This window comes from Streptosporangium sp. NPDC006013, assembly GCF_040614275.1.
Lineage (GTDB): Bacteria > Actinomycetota > Actinomycetes > Streptosporangiales > Streptosporangiaceae > Streptosporangium.
This window is the reverse complement of record NZ_JBEXUE010000182.1, coordinates 1-17,962: the sequence shown is the minus strand read 5'-3', so window position 1 is coordinate 17,962 and position 17,962 is coordinate 1. Positions and strand designations below refer to the sequence as shown.

The window sequence follows — 17,962 nt, the reverse complement described above, 5'->3', positions numbered from 1 at the left end:
GCTTCCACCGCTCCCGGCTGCCCGCGGACGTCGTCGGCGCGGCGCGCGCGATGGCGCGCGAGGAGGGCACCACCCCGTTCACCGTCCTGCTGGCCGCCTACGGGGTGCTGCTGTCGCGCTATGCCGACCAGGCCGACATCGTCACCGCGGTACCCGCCGCCGGACGCATCCGGCCCGAGCTCGAAGAGCTCGTCGGCTGCTTCATCAACATCATCTGTCTCCGCCTCGACCTGCGCGGCGAGCCCACCTTCCGCGAGCTGCTGCGCCGGGTGCGGCACGCCTCCGTCGAGGGCCACGACCACGAGGAGATGCCCTTCGAGGAACTGGTGCGCGAGCTGCACCCGCAGCGGCCGCGGAGCCACACGCCGCTGTTCCAGGCGGGGCTCGGGGTACGCGACAACGACGGCGTCTTCCTGAACCTGCCGGGCGTGCGGGCCTCGGAGTTCGTGCCCGACGTCGAGGTCTCGCACTTCGACCTGATGGTGGACTTCAGCGTCGACGGCGACGGCATGGCGGGCCTGTGGGGTTACAACGACGACCTGTTCGACCCCGCGACCGTCGAGGTCCTCGCCGAGCAGTTCACGCTCCTGCTCACCGAGGCGTGCGCCCAGCCCGACCGTCAGGTCGGCGACCTCCGGCTGCCCGCGTCCCCGAGGTTCCCCCAGCCCGGGACCGTCGGCGCCGAACCCCCGGCCGCCGTCCTGGCCGGGCGGGCGCGGCGCGCACCGGACTCGCCCGCCGTCACCTCCGTCGACGGCACGCTGACCTACGCCCAGCTCGACGCGCACGCCGAAGCCCTGGCACCCGCCGTGCGCAAGGGGGCCGAACCGCCGGCCGCCGACACCCCCGACCTCGCCGTGTGGTGGTACGCCAGGCTCAAGGCCGACGGCGGCCCGCGGGACGCGGGCTACGCGCGGGCCGCGGACCTGGCCTCGCGGATCGGCCTGGGCGCCACCGGCACCGTGCTCACCTTCGCCCCGCCCGCCTCCGGCGCGCTCGCCGACGCCATGCTGCTGGCCCTCTCCTCCGGCGCGCACCTGGTGATCGCGCCCCCCCAGGCCACCCGTGACATCGGGCGGCTGAGGACCCTGGTCGGGGACGCCACCGTCGTGCACGCCCCATCGGCCACGTGGCGGCTGCTGCTGCGCGAGAACGCCCTGCCGGAAGGCCGTCCGTTCACCGCGCTCTGCGACGCGGCCACCACCCCGGACCCCCTGGTACGGGAACTGGCCGCGCGAGTCCCCACCTGGACCCTGTACGGAGAGCGCTGGGCCGCGGCCCACCGGATCGACCCGCTCGCCGAGCCCCGCAGGGGCGTCCCGCTCGGCGTCCCGCTGGCCGGCACCCCGATCGAGGTCACCGGCCGGGCCGGGCGCCCCGGCGCCACCGGCGTACCCGGCGAGATCCACGTCGGCGGCGCCGCCACCGGGGACCGGGGCCGGATCCTGCCCGACGGCTCGCTGGAGCTGCTCGGCCGCTTCGACCGGATGTTCACCGTCGGCGGGTTCCGGGTGGACACCGACGAGGTGGCCCGCTCCCTGGCCGGCCGCCCCGGTGTGGTCGAGGCGATCGTGGACGTGCGCCACGACCGGCTCGTCGCGTACGTGGCCGGTGACGGGATCGATTCGCGGAAGCTCACCGCCCACCTGCCCGAATACCAGGTGCCCGGTTCGGTCGTCGTCCTCGACGCGCTGCCCAGGAACGCGCGGGGCGACATCGCCCACGAGGAGTTGCCCAGCCCCGAGGCCCCGGGCGCCGAGGGCGGCCAGGTGCCGATCAGGGGCGGCACCGAGGAGTCCGTCGCCGGCATCTGGCGCGAACTGCTCGGCGTGCGGGAGATCGGCGCCGCCGACGGCTTCCTCGACCTCGGCGGCCACTCGCTCACCCTGGCCCGCCTCAGCCTGCGCTACGAGGTGGCGTTCGGCATCGAGGTGGAGCTGCCCGACCTGCTGCGCCACGCGACGGTCCGCGAGCAGGCGGCACTCATCGACGAGCGCCGCGCGCAGGCCGGCCTCACCGGAGAGGGGAAGTCGTCATGACCTCGGTATCCGCCAAGCCCGCGCAGGCCACGAGCGAGGGGCCCCCCAGGACGAGGCTGGAGTCGCTGACCGGGCTGCGGTGGTTCGCCGCGTTCGGCGTCTTCTTCAGCCACGTCGCGATCCTGCTGCCGCTGCCCTACCTCAACGAGCTGTTCATCCTCGGCACCGCCGGGGTCACCTTCTTCTTCGTTCTGTCCGGATATGTCCTGACCTGGACGTTCTTTGAGAACGACACCGCGCCGAGGTTCTACTGGCGCCGCTTCGCCAGGATCTGGCCGTCACTGCTCATCACCACCGTCGCGGCGGTCGCGCTGCTCGTCGGCGGCCGGCTCTGGCCCACCGAGGGCGGCACCTCGCTGGTCTGGTGGACGGTCGCGACGCTGCTCCTGGTGCAGGCGTGGATCCCGGCGTCGTTCCAGAGCGACACCGTGCCGCACACCGTCTCCTGGTCGCTGTCGTGCGAGGCGTTCTTCTACGCGGTCTTCCCGTTCGTGGTCCGCCCGATCGTGCGGCGCACGCTGCGCCAGATGGTGACGATCGCCGCCGTGCTCATCGCGATCAGCATCGGCACCCGGGTCTGGCTCTGGCTGGCCAATCCGCAGATCACGCCGGAGAACTGGTTCACCTCCGACCTGTACTACTTCGCCACCCACTCGCCGATCGCCCGGGTCAGCGAGTTCGTGCTGGGCATCGTGATCGCCGCCGCGGTACGCCGCGGCTGGCGCAGCCCGCTCGGGCTGCGCGCGGCGACCGCGATCACGGTCGGCTACTTCGCGCTGCTGTGGGCGTGGTCCGTCTCGGGCCTGTGGCCGACCGCGCTGGCCGAGGCCGCCAACCGGGGCAGCATCGTGGTGTTCGCGCTGCTCATCGCGGCGGCGGCGACCAACGACCTGGCCGGTCGGCGCAGCCTGCTCGGCTCCCGCCCGCTGGTGGCGCTCGGCCAGTGGTCCTACGCCTTCTACCTGGTGCACTTCCTGGTGCTCTTTCCGATCGCCAAGCACGCGTTCGGCCGGCAGTCGCTCTACGACTTCCCGCCGCCCAGCTGGGCGCACCTGCCGTACGCGGTGGCCGGCCTGGCGGTCAGCGTGCTGCTGTCGTGGGGGCTGTACCGGCTGTACGAGTACCCGATCGAGAAGCGGCTGCGGGCCATGCTGCGCCGCGAACCGAAGACCACACCCCCGGCCCCGGGCGCGGAGCCCTCGATGTGAGATCGAACGTGCCGGCGGGGAGCTGTCCCTTCTGCATGCCGGCCGTCGTGGGTCGCGGGGTGGTCTTCTCTCGTGGCCCTTGCCGGTGGTGGCAGGTTCGGCCGGTCTCGGGGCCAACGTCGCGGTCGCCGAGCCCACTCTCACCCGCGGGTGCGGGGAAGCGATGGCGACACTGCGGAAGCGCCTATGCGCTTGACACAAAATCTACGTACATGTTGACTAAACGCACCTGTTGACGAAATGGTGGTGCGGTCATGCGCGACGACATCTTCGTGCTGGACTCCCTGGTCCACGCCTTGAACTGGGACGAGTCGAACTGGGCTGATCCGGTGGCGGCCAAGGCGTCGGTGGACGCCGCCGCCTACACCGCGGCCCACCAGGGCTCCCCGGACTACGATCTGCCGCGTGAGCTGTTCGTCCGCGACTGGACGGTGGACGACTCGGCCAACCTGTTGTTCCGGGAGAGCATGACCAGCGTCGGCGTCTTCAACCCCCAGCCGCTGTTCGTCTTCAAGGACGGACAGACCTCGGTGGAGAAGGCGTACGAGGCGGTGCGCAAGTACCCGACCCGGTTCATCGGCACCTACGCGGCCATCGACCCGCTGCGCGACGGCTGGGAGCGGTACCTGGAGGAGCAGGTCGAGGGCCTCGACCCGCTGGGACTCAAGCTCTACCCGGCGAGTTGGCAGGAGGACGGCGCGCGGACCTGGGCGCTCAACGATCCGAAGGTGGCCTTCCCTGTCTTCGAGAAGGCGCTCTTGCTCGGCATTCGGCACATCGCGATCCACAAGGCGCTGCCGATCGGGCCGATGGAGTACCGCGGCGCGTTCGGCCCCTCGGACGTCGAGGGCGCGGCCGCGCACTTCCCCGAGATCGACTTCGAGATCGTCCACGGCGGCATGTCGTTCGTGGAGGAGACCGCCTGGCTGCTGGCGAAGTTCCCCAACGTCTTCGTCAACCTGGAGAACATGAACATCGTGGTCGCTCGGCGCCCCCGGACGTTCGCGAAGATCCTGCTCGGGCTGCTGCACGTCGGGGGCAACGCCATCTACGAGCGGCTCCAGTGGGGGACCGGGACGTTCCAGTTCCACCCGCGCCCGTGCATCGAGGCCATGCTCGACTTCGAGTTCCCCGAGGACCTGCTGGAGGACACCGGTCTCTACCACCCGGTCGAGCAGATCACCTGGGAGAACAAGCGCGACATCATGGGACGGACATTCGCCCGCCGCCACGGCCTGGACATCGAACGGCTGAAGGCGGACCTCGCCGGGGACGAGTTCGCCCGCCCGCCGGGGGCGCCGCTGCCCGAACCCTACTCGACGCTGGATTGGATGCGGCGGTGATGTCCCGTGCCTGGAGCGTCGGGCGCGAGCCCGGCGCGGTGGTCGAGCGACGGCTGGCCGAGGTCGTCGACCCGTGCAGCTCGGCCAGCGTCCTGTCGATGAGCATTCTGCAGATGGGCCTGGTCCGCGACGTCACGCTGGAGGACGGGCGGCTGCTGGTGCATCTGCGGCTGACCTCGCCGTCCTGCATGATGGTCGCCTACATTGCCCGGGAGGTGGTCGAGCGGCTCACCGGGCTGCCCGGCGTGACCTCGGTCGACGTCGTCCCGGACGAGGGACTGGACTGGGATCCGTCGCTGATCGACCCGGCCGTCCGGGACGAGCGCTCGCGGCGGCTGGTCCTGCTCGGGATCGGGCCGCGTCCCGCCTGAGGGCACAAGGGAAGGGCCCCGCACGGCGGGCGGGGCGTACCTGTGGTCAGCTGGTGACCAGGGCGTCGAAGTCCATCTCCGGGGCCGATGCGGCGATCGTCCGCAGCCGCGCCAGGACGTCCGGGGCGAGGTCGAGCTCAGCCGCGGTGAGGATCGAGTCGACGTGCTCGGGCGCCTGGATCCCGACCAGCGGGACGACGGGCTGCTCGCCCGCGCGTACCCACGCCATGGCCAGCTCCGGCAACCCGCAGCCGAGGGACGCGGCGATCGCGCGCATCTCCTTGGCCGCGTGCACCCGTGCGGTGTAGACGTCCCCGGAGAAGTCGGACGCGCCGCGCCGGAAGTCCCTCTTCGAGAACGATGGCTCCTCGGTGAACGTCCCCGAAAGGTAGCCCTGCGCGAGGGCCGCGTACCCCATGACGCCGAGGTTTCGTTCCCGTGCGTAGGGGAGTAGTTCGCGCTCCGCGCCCCGGCTGAACAGGCTGTAGGGCACCTGGATGACGTCGAGCGCGGCGCTTCGCTCGAACTCGGCCATCTGCCCGACCGTGTAGTTCGACACTCCGATATGCCGGGCCAGGCCCTCCTTGACGAAGGACGCCATCGCCCCGGCCGTTTCGGCGATCGGCACTGCGGGGTCGAACCAGTGCACGAGATAGACGTCCACATGGTCGGTGCCGAGCCGCCGCAGCGAGTCGACCAGGCAGGCGCGCAGGAACTCCGGCCGCGAGTTCGGCGCGAACGGGGTGGCCGCGCCCGCCCGCCGCCGGAGGTCGAGCCCGCCCTTGGAGCACAGGACGATCTCGTCGCGGTGTCCGGCCAGCTCGGGCGCGAGCACCCGGCCCAGCGCAGACTCGGCCCGTCCGTAGGCGTGCGCGGTGTCGAAAAAGACCAGGCCCCGGTCGAGCCCGTGCCGCAGCCCGGCCGTCGCCGCGTCCAGGTCGCCGCCCCAGGCCCCGGCCAGGGTGTAGGTGCCGACGCAGACCTCCGGAACCCGCAGGCCCGTGCCGCCCAGATATTCGCTCACTGGAGGAATCCCGTCTCTTCGGGGGTGGCGTCGGCGCGCAGGACGATCCACAGGCCCTCGCACTCGGCCACGACGTCGCCGTCGCACAGGAGCGCGCCGCTGATGAAGATCTTCCGGCCCTCGCGGCGCGTCACCCGGCCGCGGACTTCGAGCGCGACGTCCACCGGGCAGACGCGGCGGAAGTCGACGCGCAGGTAGGCGGTCCTGGTGGGCGGCCCAGAGTTGCTGAGGCGGCCGAGGAAGTCGTCGAACAGCAGCGTGACCGCGCCGCCGTGGATCGCGGTTCCGCCGCCCAGATAGAAGCGGGAGAACGTGACGGTCCCTGTCGCCACCTCGGCGTCCTTCATGTGGACGTCGACCGGGACGATGAACGGATGGGCTCGGGTGTCGACGTCGCCGCGCAGCCCCGAGTATTGCCGTCCCGGTACGACCGCGTCGGCGGCCAGTAGCGCATGGGCCCGCTCGATGAGTTCGGCCGCCTCCCGCGCGTGCTCGTCCGGTGGGTCGCAGCAGGTGACTATGTCCTGGAGTCCGCGCAGTGCCGAGACCAGATCGAGGAACGTCTCCGTACTCCCGTGTTCGTCCCGAGTATCGAATCCCCACAGGTTGATCGACCGCTCTGCCACCGGTCAGGCCACCTCGCTCCCTGGCTCATCCGGTTTATCAATGTATGTGTTGACGATCTGAGCCGCAACAATCTACCGTCGCGTTGACAAACTCCCCCCGTCCGCGCGACGAGCCTCTGACGTCGGCGAGAACAGGAGCGGACCGCATGTTCGATCTCGACGATCTCTACGGGGACCTGGCCACCAACGATCCGGCGACGTTTTACGCGCGGCTCCGCGAACGCGATCCGGTCTACTTCAACCCTCGCTGGGGCGGCTGGATCCTGACGCGCTACCAGGACGTCGCCGCCGCCTACCGCGACCACGCCCGGCTCAGCTCCAACCGGATGGCGGGCCCGTGGGGCGAGAAGTCGGCGCGGCGCAAGGGCGGCGGCGAGGTGTCGCCGGTCTTCCACTACCTCGGCCAGTTCTTCGCCTGGATGGACCAGCCGGACCACACCCGATTCCGGAACCTGCTGCAGACCACGTTCACTCCGCAGAGCGTCGAGGGGATTCGGCCCCGGGTCACCGAACTGGTCCATGAGCTCACGGCCGGCCTGCCACGGGACGAACCGTTCGACTTCATCGAGTCCTACGCGTTCCACCTGCCGGTGATCGTGATCTCGGAGTACCTCGGGACGCCCCCGGAGGAGCGACTGCTGGTCAAGAAGTGGTCCGACGACCTCTCGCACACGATCTTCGCGGGCCAGGACGGCATGTCCGCCCAGGAGCGTGCCCGGCTCGGCGAGGAGGCCGTCCGGGGGTTCGCCGACTACTTCGGCGACATCATCCGGGCCCGCAGGTCCGCGCCCCGCGACGACCTGATCTCGCGGATGGTCCAGGCGGGGAAGGGCGCGGACGCGCTGAGCGACGACGAGGTCATCGCCCAGTGCATTCTCATGATTTTCGCCGGACACGAGACGACGGCGAATCTGCTGGCCAACGGCATGGTCGCGTTCGACCGGCATCCCAGCCAGTGGCGCGCGCTGCGCGAGCGGCCCGAACTGGCCAGGCCCGCGGTGGAGGAGATGTTGCGCTATGACGGCCCGATCGGCGGGCAGGGCCGCTGGGCGCGGACGTCCTTCGAGTTCGGCGGCAAGTCGATCGCCGAGTCCGACCGGGTGATGCTCGTGCAGTGGGCCGCCAACCGTGATCCGGAGATGTTCGCCGACCCCGACGTCTTCGACATCACCCGGCAGAAGATCCGGCACCTGGGCTTCGGGCACGGCATCCACACCTGCCTCGGCTCGCCGCTGGCCCGGATCGAGGTCCAGGAGACCCTGCGGCACTTCGCGACGGAGTTCGCCGCGCTCGACGTGGTCACCGACCCGCTGCGCTACAAGCCGACGCTCACCTCCCGCGCCCTGGTCACGCTCGAAGTCGTCTCCCGGCCCGCCTGAAAGCAAATCAACGAACCCGTTGACAGTCAACAGGGGTGTGACTAGCTTCAGAGCTCCTCGGGGCGCTCGGCGGACCGAATCCAGGTCCGCCCGGATCGAATCATCAGGAGGAGTCCATGAGGAGAAAGCTCACGGCGGTGATCGGGCTTTCGGCCCTGGCCGGAAGCCTGGTCGCGTGCGGCGGCGCGGACTCGTCCGAAGGGACGTCGAACAACCCCATCGTCATCGGATACGACGGCGACCTGTCCGGCCCCTTCTCGATCGGCGGCCAGGGGGCCCACAAGGGCATCGAGGCCTATGTCAACGCGACGAACGCGGCAGGCGGCATCGCGGGACGCAAGCTCCAGCTTGTGACCCTCGACGACGGGGGCGATGTCAACCGGGCCCTCGGCAACATCCAGCAACTGCTCACCCAGAAGAAGGCCGACGTGCTGATCGGCATCTCGATCAGCAGCATCTGCGAGGCGGCGACCGACATGGTCGCCAAGGCCAAGGTCCCGCTGGACTGCGTCGGCGCGGCGCCGAGCCAGGTCGCCCCGCCGAACGCCAGCCCCTGGGTCTTCATGGCCACCTCGGGGCAGGATTACCAGGTCGCCCCGGTGCTCCAGCTCATCGAGAAGACCGTCACGGCCGACAAGCCGAAGGTCGCCTACATCCACTTCGACTCCGCCGCCCACCACGGTTTCGGCCGGACGGTGACCGCGGCGCTCCAGCGGCGGAGCTGGCCGCTGGTCGCCAGGGAGGTCGTGCCGCTGACCGCGAGCCCCGACATCCGGGCGCAGGCGTCCAAGCTGGTCGCGGCCAAGCCCGACGTCGTCGTCAGCCTGATGACGGACAAGAACTCCGCCCTGCTCCAGCAGAACCTGCGGGCCCAGGGCTTCACCGGGCCGATCATCCAGAACCCGGACACCGGGCCAGAGATCATGAACATCACCAAGGACGAGAACCTGTACGTCCTGACCCACGCCTACCTCGACAACACCGCGAGCGACCGACTCGGCGGCGACGCCAACTGGAAGTCGATGGCCGACGCGTTCGCCGCTGCCAAGCTCGACCTCTCCACCTCCTACGCGACCCGCGGCTACCTCAACGCGCTGGTCGTCGGGACCGCGCTGGCCGACTGCGACGGCTGCTCGGGCGAGGAACTGCGGGCCGCGATCGAGAAGGCCGTCGTCCCGTCCGATGGGATCACCCCGGGTGACCTGAAGTTCTCCGCCGACGACCACCAGGGCGCCCAGGCCGTCCCGGCCTACCACTGGAAGGACGGTGGCCCCGCGCTCGTCGAGCCGTCTCTCAAAACCGGCGTGAACTGATTCGCCGCACTCCCGGTCCGGGCCGCACGGCCCGGACCGGACCACCACCCCGAGAGCACAAGGGAAAGACATGAAGTTGAAGCGGATTCTCGCCGTCGCGGCGGCCGGCGCCCTGGCGGCCGGCCTCACGGCCTGCGGGGGATCGTCGTCGGGGAGCGGCGGTGACGGCCCGATCGTCATCGGGTACAACGGGGATCTGTCCGGCCCGTTCTCGATCTCCGGACAGGGCGGACACGCGGGCATCAAGGCATACTTCGACGCGCTGAACGCCTCGGGCGGGGTGAACGGCCGTCAGATCCAGCTCGTCTCGCTCGACGACCAGAGCGACGTGCAGCGCGGGCTCGGCAACATCCAGCAACTGCTCACCCAGCGCAAGGTCCACGCCATCGTCGGCGTGACGATCAGCTCCATCTGCGAGGCCGCGACCGACCTCGCGGTGAAGGCCGAGACCGTGCTGGCCTGCACGGCGGCCTCGCCCACCCAGGTATCCCCGCCGTCGACCAGCCCGTGGGTCTTCCAGCCGCAGTCCGGGCAGGATTACCAGGTCGCCCCGGTGCTCCAGCTCATCGAGAAGACCGTCACGGCCGACAAGCCGAAGGTCGCCTTCATCCACATCGACGCCGCCTCCCAGCAGGGCTTCGCCAAGAGCTTCGGGTCGGCACTGTCGGCACGCTCGTGGCCGATGGTCGGCAAGGAGGTCGTCCCGCTGACGGCCAGCCCGGACATCCGGGCGCAGGCGTCCAAGCTGGTGGCCGCCAAGCCCGACGCCATCGTCAGCCTGCTGTCGGACAAGAACGCCGCGCTGCTGCGCGACAACGTCCGCGCCCTCGGGTTCGAGGGGCCGATCATCCAGAATCCGGACGCGGGTCCGGCCATCCTTGAAAAGACCAAGGACGAGAACCTCTTCGTCCTCACCCACACCTACCTCGACAACACCGCGGACGACCGGCTCGGCGGGGACGCCAACTGGCAGGCCATGCTCGACGCCTTCGCCAAGGCGAAGATCTCGGTCGACACCTCCTACACCGTTCGTGGCTACCTCAACGGCCTTGAGGTCGGCTCGGCCCTGCTGAAGTGCGGCGGCTGCTCCGGCCGGGAACTGCGCGACGCCATCGAGGCCAATCCGATTCCCTCGGACGGGATAACCCCGGGTGATCTGAAGTTCACCACGGAGGTCCACCAGGGCGCGGCCGCCATGCCCGCCTACCGGTGGCAGGACGGCAGGACCGTGCTCTACCTCGACAGGCTCGCGACCGGTACGGGCGCGAACTAGCCGGGGAGAAGGAGAAAGGAGCGTCCCATGGGACGTGATCTGGCGACGTTGCTCTTCGGGACGGTTGTGGACGGCAGCCTGTATGCCCTCATCGGTGTTGGATTCGTGATCCTCTTCCGCTCCACCGGAGCGATCAACTTCGCGCAGGGCGCCATCATGGCGCTCGGCGGGTTCGTCTTCCTCGCCTACCTTCAGGCCGGGCTGCCGTGGGTGCCCGCCCTGGTCGCGGTCTGCTTGACGCTCTGCCTCCTCGGCGCGTTGCTCTACACGCTGATCTTCCGCAAGCTCATCGGCGAGAGCCTGTTCTCGCTCGTCATCGCGACGCTCGGGCTGAACACGGTGCTCACCGCGCTGATGATGATCATCTGGGGGCCGGAGATCCGCGCGATCGAGACCCCGTTCGCCAACGGAACGCTGGTGACCTGGAGCGGGGTCCCGTTCAAGCAGCTCGACCTGTACGCGGTCGTCATCGCGGCTGTCCTGGTGGGGGCGCTGGCCCTGCTGCTGCGGGGCAGCAGGATCGGCACGCATATGCGGGCCGTGGCGGGCAGCTCGCTGCTGGCGGGCCTGTCGCGGATCAACGTCCACCGGATGTCGGCGCTGGCCTGGGCGATCTCCTGTGGGCTGACCGCGGCGGCCGGGGTGTGCTTCGCGCTGCGGTCCACAATCGACCCGATCTCCGCACAGGGGTTCGGGCTGGTCGCGTTCGCCGCGGTCCTGCTGGGCGGGCTCGACTCGCTGACCGGGGCGGTGGTCGGCGGGATGGCGCTGGCCGGGGTGCAGACCCTGGCCGTCCTGACGCTTGGCGGCTCCTGGTCGGAGGTGGTCGCCTACCTGGTGCTCATGCTCCTGCTGTTCACCCGCCCGCAAGGCATGTTCGGCAGCCCCAGCGTGGCCCGGCTGTGAAGGAGGACGGACTGATGGACACCTCGGTACCCCAGCCGCGTGGACGCCGGTTGCCGCTGACGGCACTCGGCGTGGTGCGCAGCTGGGCCTGGCTCGTGTTCCCGCTGACTTTCGCCGTGATCCTGTTCGGCGACGACGAGTACTGGCAGTACGTCGCGGGTCTGGTCGTGATCTACGCGCTCAGCGCGCTCGGCCTCGACTGGCTGATGGGCCGGGCGGGGATCGTCTCGCTCGGCAATGGTGCGATCATGGCGTTCGGTGCGCTGGCCGCCTCGATCCTCTCCCACCAGCCGTGGGGCGTCTTCCCCGTGACGCTTCTGGCGGTGACGGTGCTCGGCGGGATGCTCGGCGCGGTGGTGAGCCTGGCGGCGCTGCGGCTGCACGGCGTGTACTTCGCGCTGGTCACGCTGGCGCTGCACTTCGTCGTCATCTTCGGGGTTCACCAGTACCAGAAGACGGACTCGGCGTTCGTCGGCGGCGTGCCCGTCGGCGTCCCCGAGCTGGGCTCGCTGGAGCTGGAGGCCGGACGGAAATGGCTGGCCTTCCTCGGGGTCGTGCTCGTGGTCGTCGTGCTGCTGCTGCGCAACGTCTACGCCCGCCAGCCGGGCCGGATGTGGATGGCGGTGCGGGAGAACGAGCTCGCGGCCAAGACCATCGGGGTGCGGGCGTCACACTGGAAACTGTCGGCGTTCGTCGGCAGCTCGGCGCTCATCGCGCTGTCCGGCGCGCTGCTCGCCTATTACATCGGCCGGGTCTCGGCCGACTCCTACACCCTCCAGTTCGCGATCACGTTCGTGGTGATGGTCATCGTCGGCGGGCTCCGCTCGCTCGGCGGCGCCCTGTTCGGCACGATCTTGGTGACGACGGCTCCGCTCGTCCTTGGCCTGTACGCCCAGGACGCCGACCCGACCGCGACCGGCCTCACCGGCTGGTTCCGCGACAACGTGTTCTTCGTCAACACCGGCATCTTCGGGCTGCTCGTGCTGGTCGTCCTGTTGTACCTGCCGGACGGGGTCGTCCCGACCCTTGCGCGGGCCGCCGACCGGTTCCTGCTCCAGCTCGGACGGCCCGGTGCGGCGGGCCCGCCGGCGGTGCGGGCCGAGGGACCGGTCGTCGAGTCCGCGCTGCTCCAGTTGCGCGGCGTCGATCTCGTCTACAGCAATGGCGCCTGGGCGCTGAACGGGCTGAACCTCACCGTGGGGGAGCACGACCTGGTCGCGATCGTCGGCCGCAACGGCGTCGGGAAGACCAGCTTGATGCGCGCCATCACCGGCTTCTTCGGCTCCGAGGGGGTGCGGCTGCGCGGGTCCCTCCGTTTCGACGGTGCCGAGACGCTCGGCTCGACCCCGCTCGGCACCGCGCGCCGGGGCGTCATCCTGGTGCCCGAGCGGGAGAAGGTGTTCGCCGACCTCACCGTCGAGGAACACCTGCGGCACGTGGGCGATCTGGCGGCGGCCAGGGCGGCGATGCCGCACGAGTGGCCGCTGTTCGAACGCCGCTGGGACTCCAAGGCGGGCTTGCTCAGCGGCGGTGAGAGACAGCTGCTGGCGCTCGCCGTCGCGGCCAGTCTGAGACCGAGACTGCTGCTCATCGACGAGATGTCGCTCGGCCTCGCCCCGGTCGCCATCGACCGGGTCGTCAAGGCCATCAGGGAACTGCACGAGACGACCGGCCTCGCCGTCATCGTCGTCGAGCAGAACGTCGAGGTGGCGCGGCGGCTGACCGAGCGCGTCTATCTCATGGAGGACGGCGAGCTGACCGAGGAGAACGCCCATGTTGCGCGTCGATGACGTCTCGCTGAGGTTCGGCGGGATCCACGCCCTGAGGGAGGTGTCCTTCGAGGTCGAGCCCGGCGCGGCGTTCGGGCTCATCGGACCCAACGGCGCGGGCAAGACGGCCATGCTCAACTGCGTCTGCGGGGTATACCGCCCGCAGAGCGGCCGGATCACCTTCGCGGGCGAGACACTCGCCGGACGGCGGCCCGAGGCGATCTCCGCGCTCGGCATCGGCCGGACCTTCCAGTCCATGGACCACTTCGAGGACTTTCGGGTGCTCGACTACGTGCTCCTCGGCCGCTCCCGGCACCTGTCGGCGTCCACCCTGCTGCCCGCGCTACGCTGGCCCTCGGTGATCCGGCGCGAGCGCGAGCAGGAGAGGGCCGCCCTGGCCATCCTGGAGGAGTGCGGGCTGCTGGGCGTCGCCCGCGAGCGGCTGGCGGAGATCCCGTACGGGACGCAGAAGCTCGTGGACCTGGCGCGGATCATGGCCTCGGAGGCGGGTTGGGTCCTGCTGGACGAGCCGACCTCGGGCACCACGTCGTCGGAGCGTCCGGCGATCTCCGCGGCGCTGCGCAGCCTGCGGGACCGGCGGACGACCGTGGTGATCGTGGACCATGACGTCGACTTCGTCTCGCGGCACGCCGACCGGCTCGTGGCACTCGACCAGGGGCAGGTGATCGCTCACGGGAAAACCCGGGAGGTGATGGAGGATCCGACCGTCCAGCAGATCTACCTGGGCCTCGTCAGGGAGGGCGACTTGGCGGTGTGACCGTCCCGCGCGGCGTCCGGTGGGCACCTCGGGTTGGGGTATCGTCGGGGCGTCGTGCGGGGCGGTGGCCCCGCTTTCCCTGAGGAGTCGGGACATGAGCAGCCAGATCGGACGGCGGCGTCAGGCCGCGCTCTCCGGTGGACGCGACGGTTACAAAGAGCGTCGTAAGAAACTCATCGACGCCGCCGCCTCCGTGTTCCGGGAGAAGGGCTACGGCGCCGCCAGCCTCGGCGACGTGGCCAACGCGCTTGGCACCGACCGGGCCTCGCTTTATTACTACGTCTCCAGCAAGGAGGAGCTGTTCCACGCGGTCGTGTTCCAGGCGGCCGAGGACAACGTGGTGCGCGCGGAGGCCATCCGTGACGGCGACCTGCCCGTCGCGCGCAAGCTCGCCGCCCTGGTCCGGGAACTCATGCTCTCCTACGAGAAGCACTACCCGTACCTGTTCGTGTACATCCAGGAAAAGATGAGCATGTTCGGCCCCGAGGAGGAGGGCTCCGAGTGGACCGCCGACATGTGGGACCTGAACCGCCGCTACGAGGACGTCGTGCTCGCCGTCGTCCAGCAGGGCCTCGATGAGGGCGTGTTCAAGGCGCTGGCGACTCCCCGAGTCCTGTCGTACGGCGTGATCGGGATGGTCAACTGGTCGCATCGCTGGTTCCGGCCCGAGGGCAGCGTCACGGCCCGTGAGGTCGGCGACGCGTTCGCCGAGATCGTCCTCAAAGGGCTACTGGCCGACCCCGACAGTTGGAGTCCCGACGAGGACGCGTAGCGCCCCTCCAGTTTTTCAACATACCCGTTGACGAACTTCGTCGGCCGGGTTACGGTCCCGCCATGGACACGTTGCGGCATCGAGGCCGGGCCTTCGTCGTCACCGGAGCGGGCAGCGGCATAGGCCGCGCGACCGTGCTCCGGCTGCTGGCGGAAGGGGCACGGGTCGCCGCCTTCGACATCGCGGGCGAACGGCTCGCCGACCTCGCGGCCAAGGGGCCGGCCGGGCTGGTCACCGTCACCGGCGACGTCAGCGTCCAGGCCGACGTCGACCGGCTGATCGCGGCGGCGCTGGACGCCTTCGGCGGCCTCGCGGGGGTCGCGAACGTCGCGGGCGTCATGGACTGGTTCGTCCCGGCCCACGAGCTGGACGACGCCACCTGGGAACGGGTCATGGCCGTCAACGCCACGGGGCCGATGCGGGTGAGCCGAGCGGTGCTGCGGCACTTCCTGGAACGCGGCGGCGGCGTGATCGTCAACATCGCGTCCGAGGCGGGGCTGCGCGGTGCGGCGGCAGGGTTCGCCTACACCGCTGCCAAGCACGCCGTCATCGGGCAGACCCGGGCGATCGCCTGGACCTACCGGGGCGACGGCGTCCGCTGCAACGCCGTCTGCCCCGGCGCGGTCGACACCGACCTCGGCAGCTCGGCGACACCGCGCGGTGACTTCGGCGTGGACCGGCTGCGCCCGGTACTCCGGCTGCGCGGCCCGAGCGTGGACCCCGACCTGCTGGCGAGCACCATCTCCTGGCTGCTGTCGGCCGAGGCCGGGAATGTCAACGGCGCGGTGCTCACCAGCGACGGTGGCTGGTCCGCCGGCTGACTCTCCGGCTCTCCCGTCGGGTTCCTGGCTGAATCATCGATCAAATCGTCAACACATCTATTGACATGTGAAATGGGCCACCCTAGCTTGACCTGACCAGGGTGCCATTGACCAGGGCGGAGGCCGAAATGAACGTTCGCGACGTGATGTGGAGGGCGGCGGAAAGGTTCGCCGGTGACGAGGCGATCGTCATGGAGGGCCGGTCGCTGACCTTCGCCCAGGCGTGGGAGCGCGGGGTGCGGATGGCCAACATCCTCGGTGTGAACGGGGTCAAGCCCGGCGACCGGGTGGCCTGCCTGGAGGACAATTCGATCGAGGCGGCCGACCTGCTGCTCGCCTGTACCATCGGCAACTTCGTCCGGGTCCCGCTGTACGCCCGCAACGCCGTGGCCGCGCACACCCACATGATCAGCCACACCGGCTGCACAGCCTTCGTCGTGGACGCCCACCACGCCGAGGACCTGGACCTCGTCGTCGCCGGCTGTCCCGACCTCAAGTTCGTCCTGGTTCGGGACGACACCTACGAGAGTCTGCTGGCCGCCTCGGACGACCGCGACCCCGCTCCGAAGGTCTCGCCCGACGACTACTACATCATCCGGCACACCGCGGGCACGACCGGGCTGTCCAAGGGCGTCGCGTTCACCCACTGGCGATGGCTGGCCGTCGCTCGCGACTGGCTGTACGGGTGGCCGCCCATCGTGCCCGGCGACACATTTCTGCACCAGAGCCCGATCTCGCATGGCTCGGGCTACTTCGTCACCCCGACCTGGATGGCGGGCGGGCGCAACTACATGCTCCGTAAGCTCGTTCCCGGCGAGGTGCTCCAGCTCGTCGAGGACGAGCGGATCACCCACATGCTCGGCATCCCGACCATCCTCGGCAGTCTGCTCAAGCACCCGGACGCCCGCTCGCGTGACCTGTCGTCGCTGAAGGCGATCATGGTCAGCGGGGCGCCCATCGACGACGAGACCGCGCGCCTGGCCCATTCCTTCTTCGGTGACGCGCTGTTCACCGGCTTCGGCCAGACCGAGATCAACCCCGTGACGTTCATGCCCGCCAAGGAGTGGTTCTCCGACGTGCCGGGTTCCAGTCCGTTGCGCTCGGCCGGACGGGTCCAGCCCTTCGCCGACATGAAGATCATCGACCCGGCCACCCACGAGGAACTGCCGCTCGGCCAGGAGGGCGAGATCGCGGCCCGGGCAGACGGCCAGATGGAGGGGTTCTGGAGTAACCCCGACGCGACCGCCGAGCGGATCCTGGACGGCTGGGTGCTGACCGGTGACGTCGGCCGGATCGACCGGAACGGCTTTCTCTACATCCTCGATCGCAAGGGCGACATGATCATCTCCGGCGGATTCAACATCTACCCGGCCGAACTGGAGAATGTCATCGCGGCTCTGCCCGGGGTGCTGGAGGTCGCGGTCTACTCGGTGCCGAACGACCGCTGGGGCGAGGCGCCCGGCGCGAGCGTGGTGGTGGAGGACGCCGCGGCCCTGTCGGCCGCGGATGTGGTCGGGATCGTCAAAGACCGGCTGGGCTCGTACAAGAAGCCCGCCTTCGTGGAGATCCGGACCGAGCCGCTGCCCAAGAGCGTCGCGGGGAAGGTGCTCAAGAAGCAGCTCCGCGAGCCCCACTGGGCGGGACGCGACAGGCGCGTCGCGGGCAGTTGAGCACGGGACGGCCCGGCCCGGACTGCTGCGCGTCCTGGGCCGGGCCGTCCTGTCACCGGTCGGGCGCTGGTCGCGGCCTTCCGGCCGCGCAGCGGGTTCGCGATGAGCCTGAGGTTCGCCGGAGTGCCCGCCGCGCCGCTGTTCGCGGGCCTGGTCGTCCCGGCGCTCGGCACGACCGTCGGATGGGGGTGGGCGTTCGTGCCGGCGGCGCTCGCCCCGCTGGGCGGGCCGGCCGTGCTCGCCGGTTCGGTGCTCGGGTTCGGGCTCGACCGGGGCTGGACCGGCCAGTCGCTCTTCCTGGCCGTCCGGGCTCATCTCGCCAACCCGGACGCGGTCGCCTCGGTCGTGCAGTCCGGCGGCATGTCCGGCACCGCGGAGGGACCGCTCGTCGGGGCCGTCGCCGTGTACTTCGCCGGGCTGCTGCCTCTGTTCCGCCCGCCGTTCCGAACCCCGGAGGAGAACCGTCCATGACCAGCGAGATCGTCGCCGTGCTCCAGTTCGACGAGGTGCGCCGGGACGTGTTCCGCACCGTTCATCCGGCGCTGCTGGCCAGTGCGGACGCCCGTGGCGCGGGACGCCGTGAGCCGGGGGATCGGCTGCGGGTCTTCGGCGGGTCGGGCTTCAGCACGACGGTATTGCCGGTGGCCAGTGCGGGGGCGAGCTTCCACGC

At 70.2% G+C, this 17,962-nt stretch carries 17 protein-coding genes; 14 read left to right on the top strand and 3 right to left on the bottom strand.

From position 1 onward, the window contains the following. The 4 genes from ABZ260_RS25835 to ABZ260_RS25820 all read left to right on the top strand — a co-directional run. On the top strand, window positions 1–2,039 hold a 2,039-nt coding region (locus ABZ260_RS25835), incomplete at its 5' end, for a condensation domain-containing protein (protein WP_355622516.1). After that, a complete protein-coding gene (locus tag ABZ260_RS25830; protein WP_355622513.1) occupies window positions 2,036–3,247 on the top strand; it encodes an acyltransferase in 1,212 nt (403 codons plus the stop codon). The genes ABZ260_RS25835 and ABZ260_RS25830, both read left to right, overlap by 4 nt. Before the next feature lie 254 nt (window positions 3,248–3,501). Beyond that, complete coding sequence (locus ABZ260_RS25825; RefSeq protein WP_355622510.1) at window positions 3,502–4,590, top strand: amidohydrolase family protein; 1,089 nt, start codon at window positions 3,502–3,504, stop codon at window positions 4,588–4,590. After that, window positions 4,590–4,961 carry an iron-sulfur cluster assembly protein gene (locus ABZ260_RS25820; RefSeq protein WP_355622507.1) on the top strand — a complete coding sequence of 124 codons (372 nt, stop codon included), beginning with the start codon at window positions 4,590–4,592 and terminating at the stop codon, window positions 4,959–4,961. The genes ABZ260_RS25825 and ABZ260_RS25820 overlap by 1 nt, the downstream gene beginning before the upstream one ends. A gap of 46 nt (window positions 4,962–5,007) precedes the next feature. On the opposite strand, the gene ABZ260_RS25815 is transcribed toward ABZ260_RS25820, so the two are convergent. Both ABZ260_RS25815 and ABZ260_RS25810 read right to left on the bottom strand, forming a co-directional pair. After that, window positions 5,008–5,985, bottom strand: a complete 978-nt coding sequence (locus ABZ260_RS25815) for an aldo/keto reductase (RefSeq protein WP_355622504.1) — start codon at window positions 5,983–5,985, stop codon at window positions 5,008–5,010. Next, complete coding sequence (locus ABZ260_RS25810; RefSeq protein ID WP_355622502.1) at window positions 5,982–6,611, bottom strand: PaaI family thioesterase; 630 nt, start codon at window positions 6,609–6,611, stop codon at window positions 5,982–5,984. Before ABZ260_RS25810 ends, ABZ260_RS25815 begins: the two co-directional genes overlap by 4 nt. Before the next feature lie 146 nt (window positions 6,612–6,757). Between ABZ260_RS25810 and ABZ260_RS25805 the strand changes: the two genes are divergently transcribed. From ABZ260_RS25805 to ABZ260_RS25760, 10 genes are all read left to right on the top strand, one after another. Continuing rightward, window positions 6,758–7,990 carry a cytochrome P450 gene (locus ABZ260_RS25805; RefSeq protein ID WP_355622499.1) on the top strand — a complete coding sequence of 411 codons (1,233 nt, stop codon included), beginning with the start codon at window positions 6,758–6,760 and terminating at the stop codon, window positions 7,988–7,990. A 116-nt stretch (window positions 7,991–8,106) separates the two neighbouring features. After that, a complete protein-coding gene (locus ABZ260_RS25800; RefSeq protein ID WP_355622496.1) occupies window positions 8,107–9,303 on the top strand; it encodes an ABC transporter substrate-binding protein in 1,197 nt (398 codons plus the stop codon). Window positions 9,304–9,373: 70 nt separating this feature from the next. Further along, complete coding sequence (locus ABZ260_RS25795) at window positions 9,374–10,576, top strand: ABC transporter substrate-binding protein (protein WP_355622493.1); 1,203 nt, start codon at window positions 9,374–9,376, stop codon at window positions 10,574–10,576. A gap of 27 nt (window positions 10,577–10,603) precedes the next feature. Beyond that, window positions 10,604–11,482, top strand: coding sequence for a branched-chain amino acid ABC transporter permease (locus ABZ260_RS25790; RefSeq protein ID WP_355622490.1), 879 nt, complete (start codon window positions 10,604–10,606; stop codon window positions 11,480–11,482). A gap of 14 nt (window positions 11,483–11,496) precedes the next feature. Further along, window positions 11,497–13,272, top strand: a complete 1,776-nt coding sequence (locus ABZ260_RS25785; RefSeq protein ID WP_355622488.1) for an ATP-binding cassette domain-containing protein — start codon at window positions 11,497–11,499, stop codon at window positions 13,270–13,272. After that, window positions 13,256–14,029 carry an ATP-binding cassette domain-containing protein gene (locus ABZ260_RS25780; RefSeq protein ID WP_355622485.1) on the top strand — a complete coding sequence of 258 codons (774 nt, stop codon included), beginning with the start codon at window positions 13,256–13,258 and terminating at the stop codon, window positions 14,027–14,029. The genes ABZ260_RS25785 and ABZ260_RS25780 overlap by 17 nt, the downstream gene beginning before the upstream one ends. Window positions 14,030–14,123: 94 nt before the next feature. After that, complete coding sequence (locus ABZ260_RS25775; protein WP_355622482.1) at window positions 14,124–14,801, top strand: TetR/AcrR family transcriptional regulator; 678 nt, start codon at window positions 14,124–14,126, stop codon at window positions 14,799–14,801. A 62-nt stretch (window positions 14,802–14,863) separates the two neighbouring features. Continuing rightward, window positions 14,864–15,622, top strand: a complete 759-nt coding sequence (locus ABZ260_RS25770) for an SDR family NAD(P)-dependent oxidoreductase (protein WP_355622479.1) — start codon at window positions 14,864–14,866, stop codon at window positions 15,620–15,622. A gap of 128 nt (window positions 15,623–15,750) precedes the next feature. Further along, a complete protein-coding gene (locus ABZ260_RS25765) occupies window positions 15,751–17,292 on the top strand; it encodes an AMP-binding protein (RefSeq protein WP_355622476.1) in 1,542 nt (513 codons plus the stop codon). Between the two features lie 102 nt (window positions 17,293–17,394). Beyond that, window positions 17,395–17,763 (top strand): hypothetical protein, encoded by a 369-nt coding sequence (locus ABZ260_RS25760; protein WP_355622473.1) that lies wholly within the window; start codon window positions 17,395–17,397, stop codon window positions 17,761–17,763. A gap of 61 nt (window positions 17,764–17,824) precedes the next feature. Here the strand turns inward: ABZ260_RS25760 and ABZ260_RS25755 are convergent, their stop codons facing one another. Then, window positions 17,825–17,941, bottom strand: a complete 117-nt coding sequence (locus ABZ260_RS25755; protein WP_355622519.1) for a hypothetical protein — start codon at window positions 17,939–17,941, stop codon at window positions 17,825–17,827. Between the last annotated feature and the right edge of the window lie 21 nt (window positions 17,942–17,962).

Bases quoted from the DNA above. Each gene is read 5' to 3' on its own strand.
- ABZ260_RS25785 (WP_355622488.1), top strand. From the start codon at position 11,497: ATGGACACCTCGGTACCCCAGCCGCGTGGACGCCGGTTGCCGCTGACG.
- ABZ260_RS25770 (WP_355622479.1), top strand. From the start codon at position 14,864: ATGGACACGTTGCGGCATCGAGGCCGGGCCTTCGTCGTCACCGGAGCG.
- ABZ260_RS25820 (WP_355622507.1), top strand. From the start codon at position 4,590: ATGTCCCGTGCCTGGAGCGTCGGGCGCGAGCCCGGCGCGGTGGTCGAG.
- ABZ260_RS25780 (WP_355622485.1), top strand. From the start codon at position 13,256: ATGTTGCGCGTCGATGACGTCTCGCTGAGGTTCGGCGGGATCCACGCC.
- ABZ260_RS25790 (WP_355622490.1), top strand. From the start codon at position 10,604: ATGGGACGTGATCTGGCGACGTTGCTCTTCGGGACGGTTGTGGACGGC.
- ABZ260_RS25775 (WP_355622482.1), top strand. From the start codon at position 14,124: ATGAGCAGCCAGATCGGACGGCGGCGTCAGGCCGCGCTCTCCGGTGGA.
- ABZ260_RS25825 (WP_355622510.1), top strand. From the start codon at position 3,502: ATGCGCGACGACATCTTCGTGCTGGACTCCCTGGTCCACGCCTTGAAC.
- ABZ260_RS25795 (WP_355622493.1), top strand. From the start codon at position 9,374: ATGAAGTTGAAGCGGATTCTCGCCGTCGCGGCGGCCGGCGCCCTGGCG.
- ABZ260_RS25830 (WP_355622513.1), top strand. From the start codon at position 2,036: ATGACCTCGGTATCCGCCAAGCCCGCGCAGGCCACGAGCGAGGGGCCC.
- ABZ260_RS25765 (WP_355622476.1), top strand. From the start codon at position 15,751: ATGAACGTTCGCGACGTGATGTGGAGGGCGGCGGAAAGGTTCGCCGGT.
- ABZ260_RS25805 (WP_355622499.1), top strand. From the start codon at position 6,758: ATGTTCGATCTCGACGATCTCTACGGGGACCTGGCCACCAACGATCCG.
- ABZ260_RS25800 (WP_355622496.1), top strand. From the start codon at position 8,107: ATGAGGAGAAAGCTCACGGCGGTGATCGGGCTTTCGGCCCTGGCCGGA.
- ABZ260_RS25760 (WP_355622473.1), top strand. From the start codon at position 17,395: ATGAGCCTGAGGTTCGCCGGAGTGCCCGCCGCGCCGCTGTTCGCGGGC.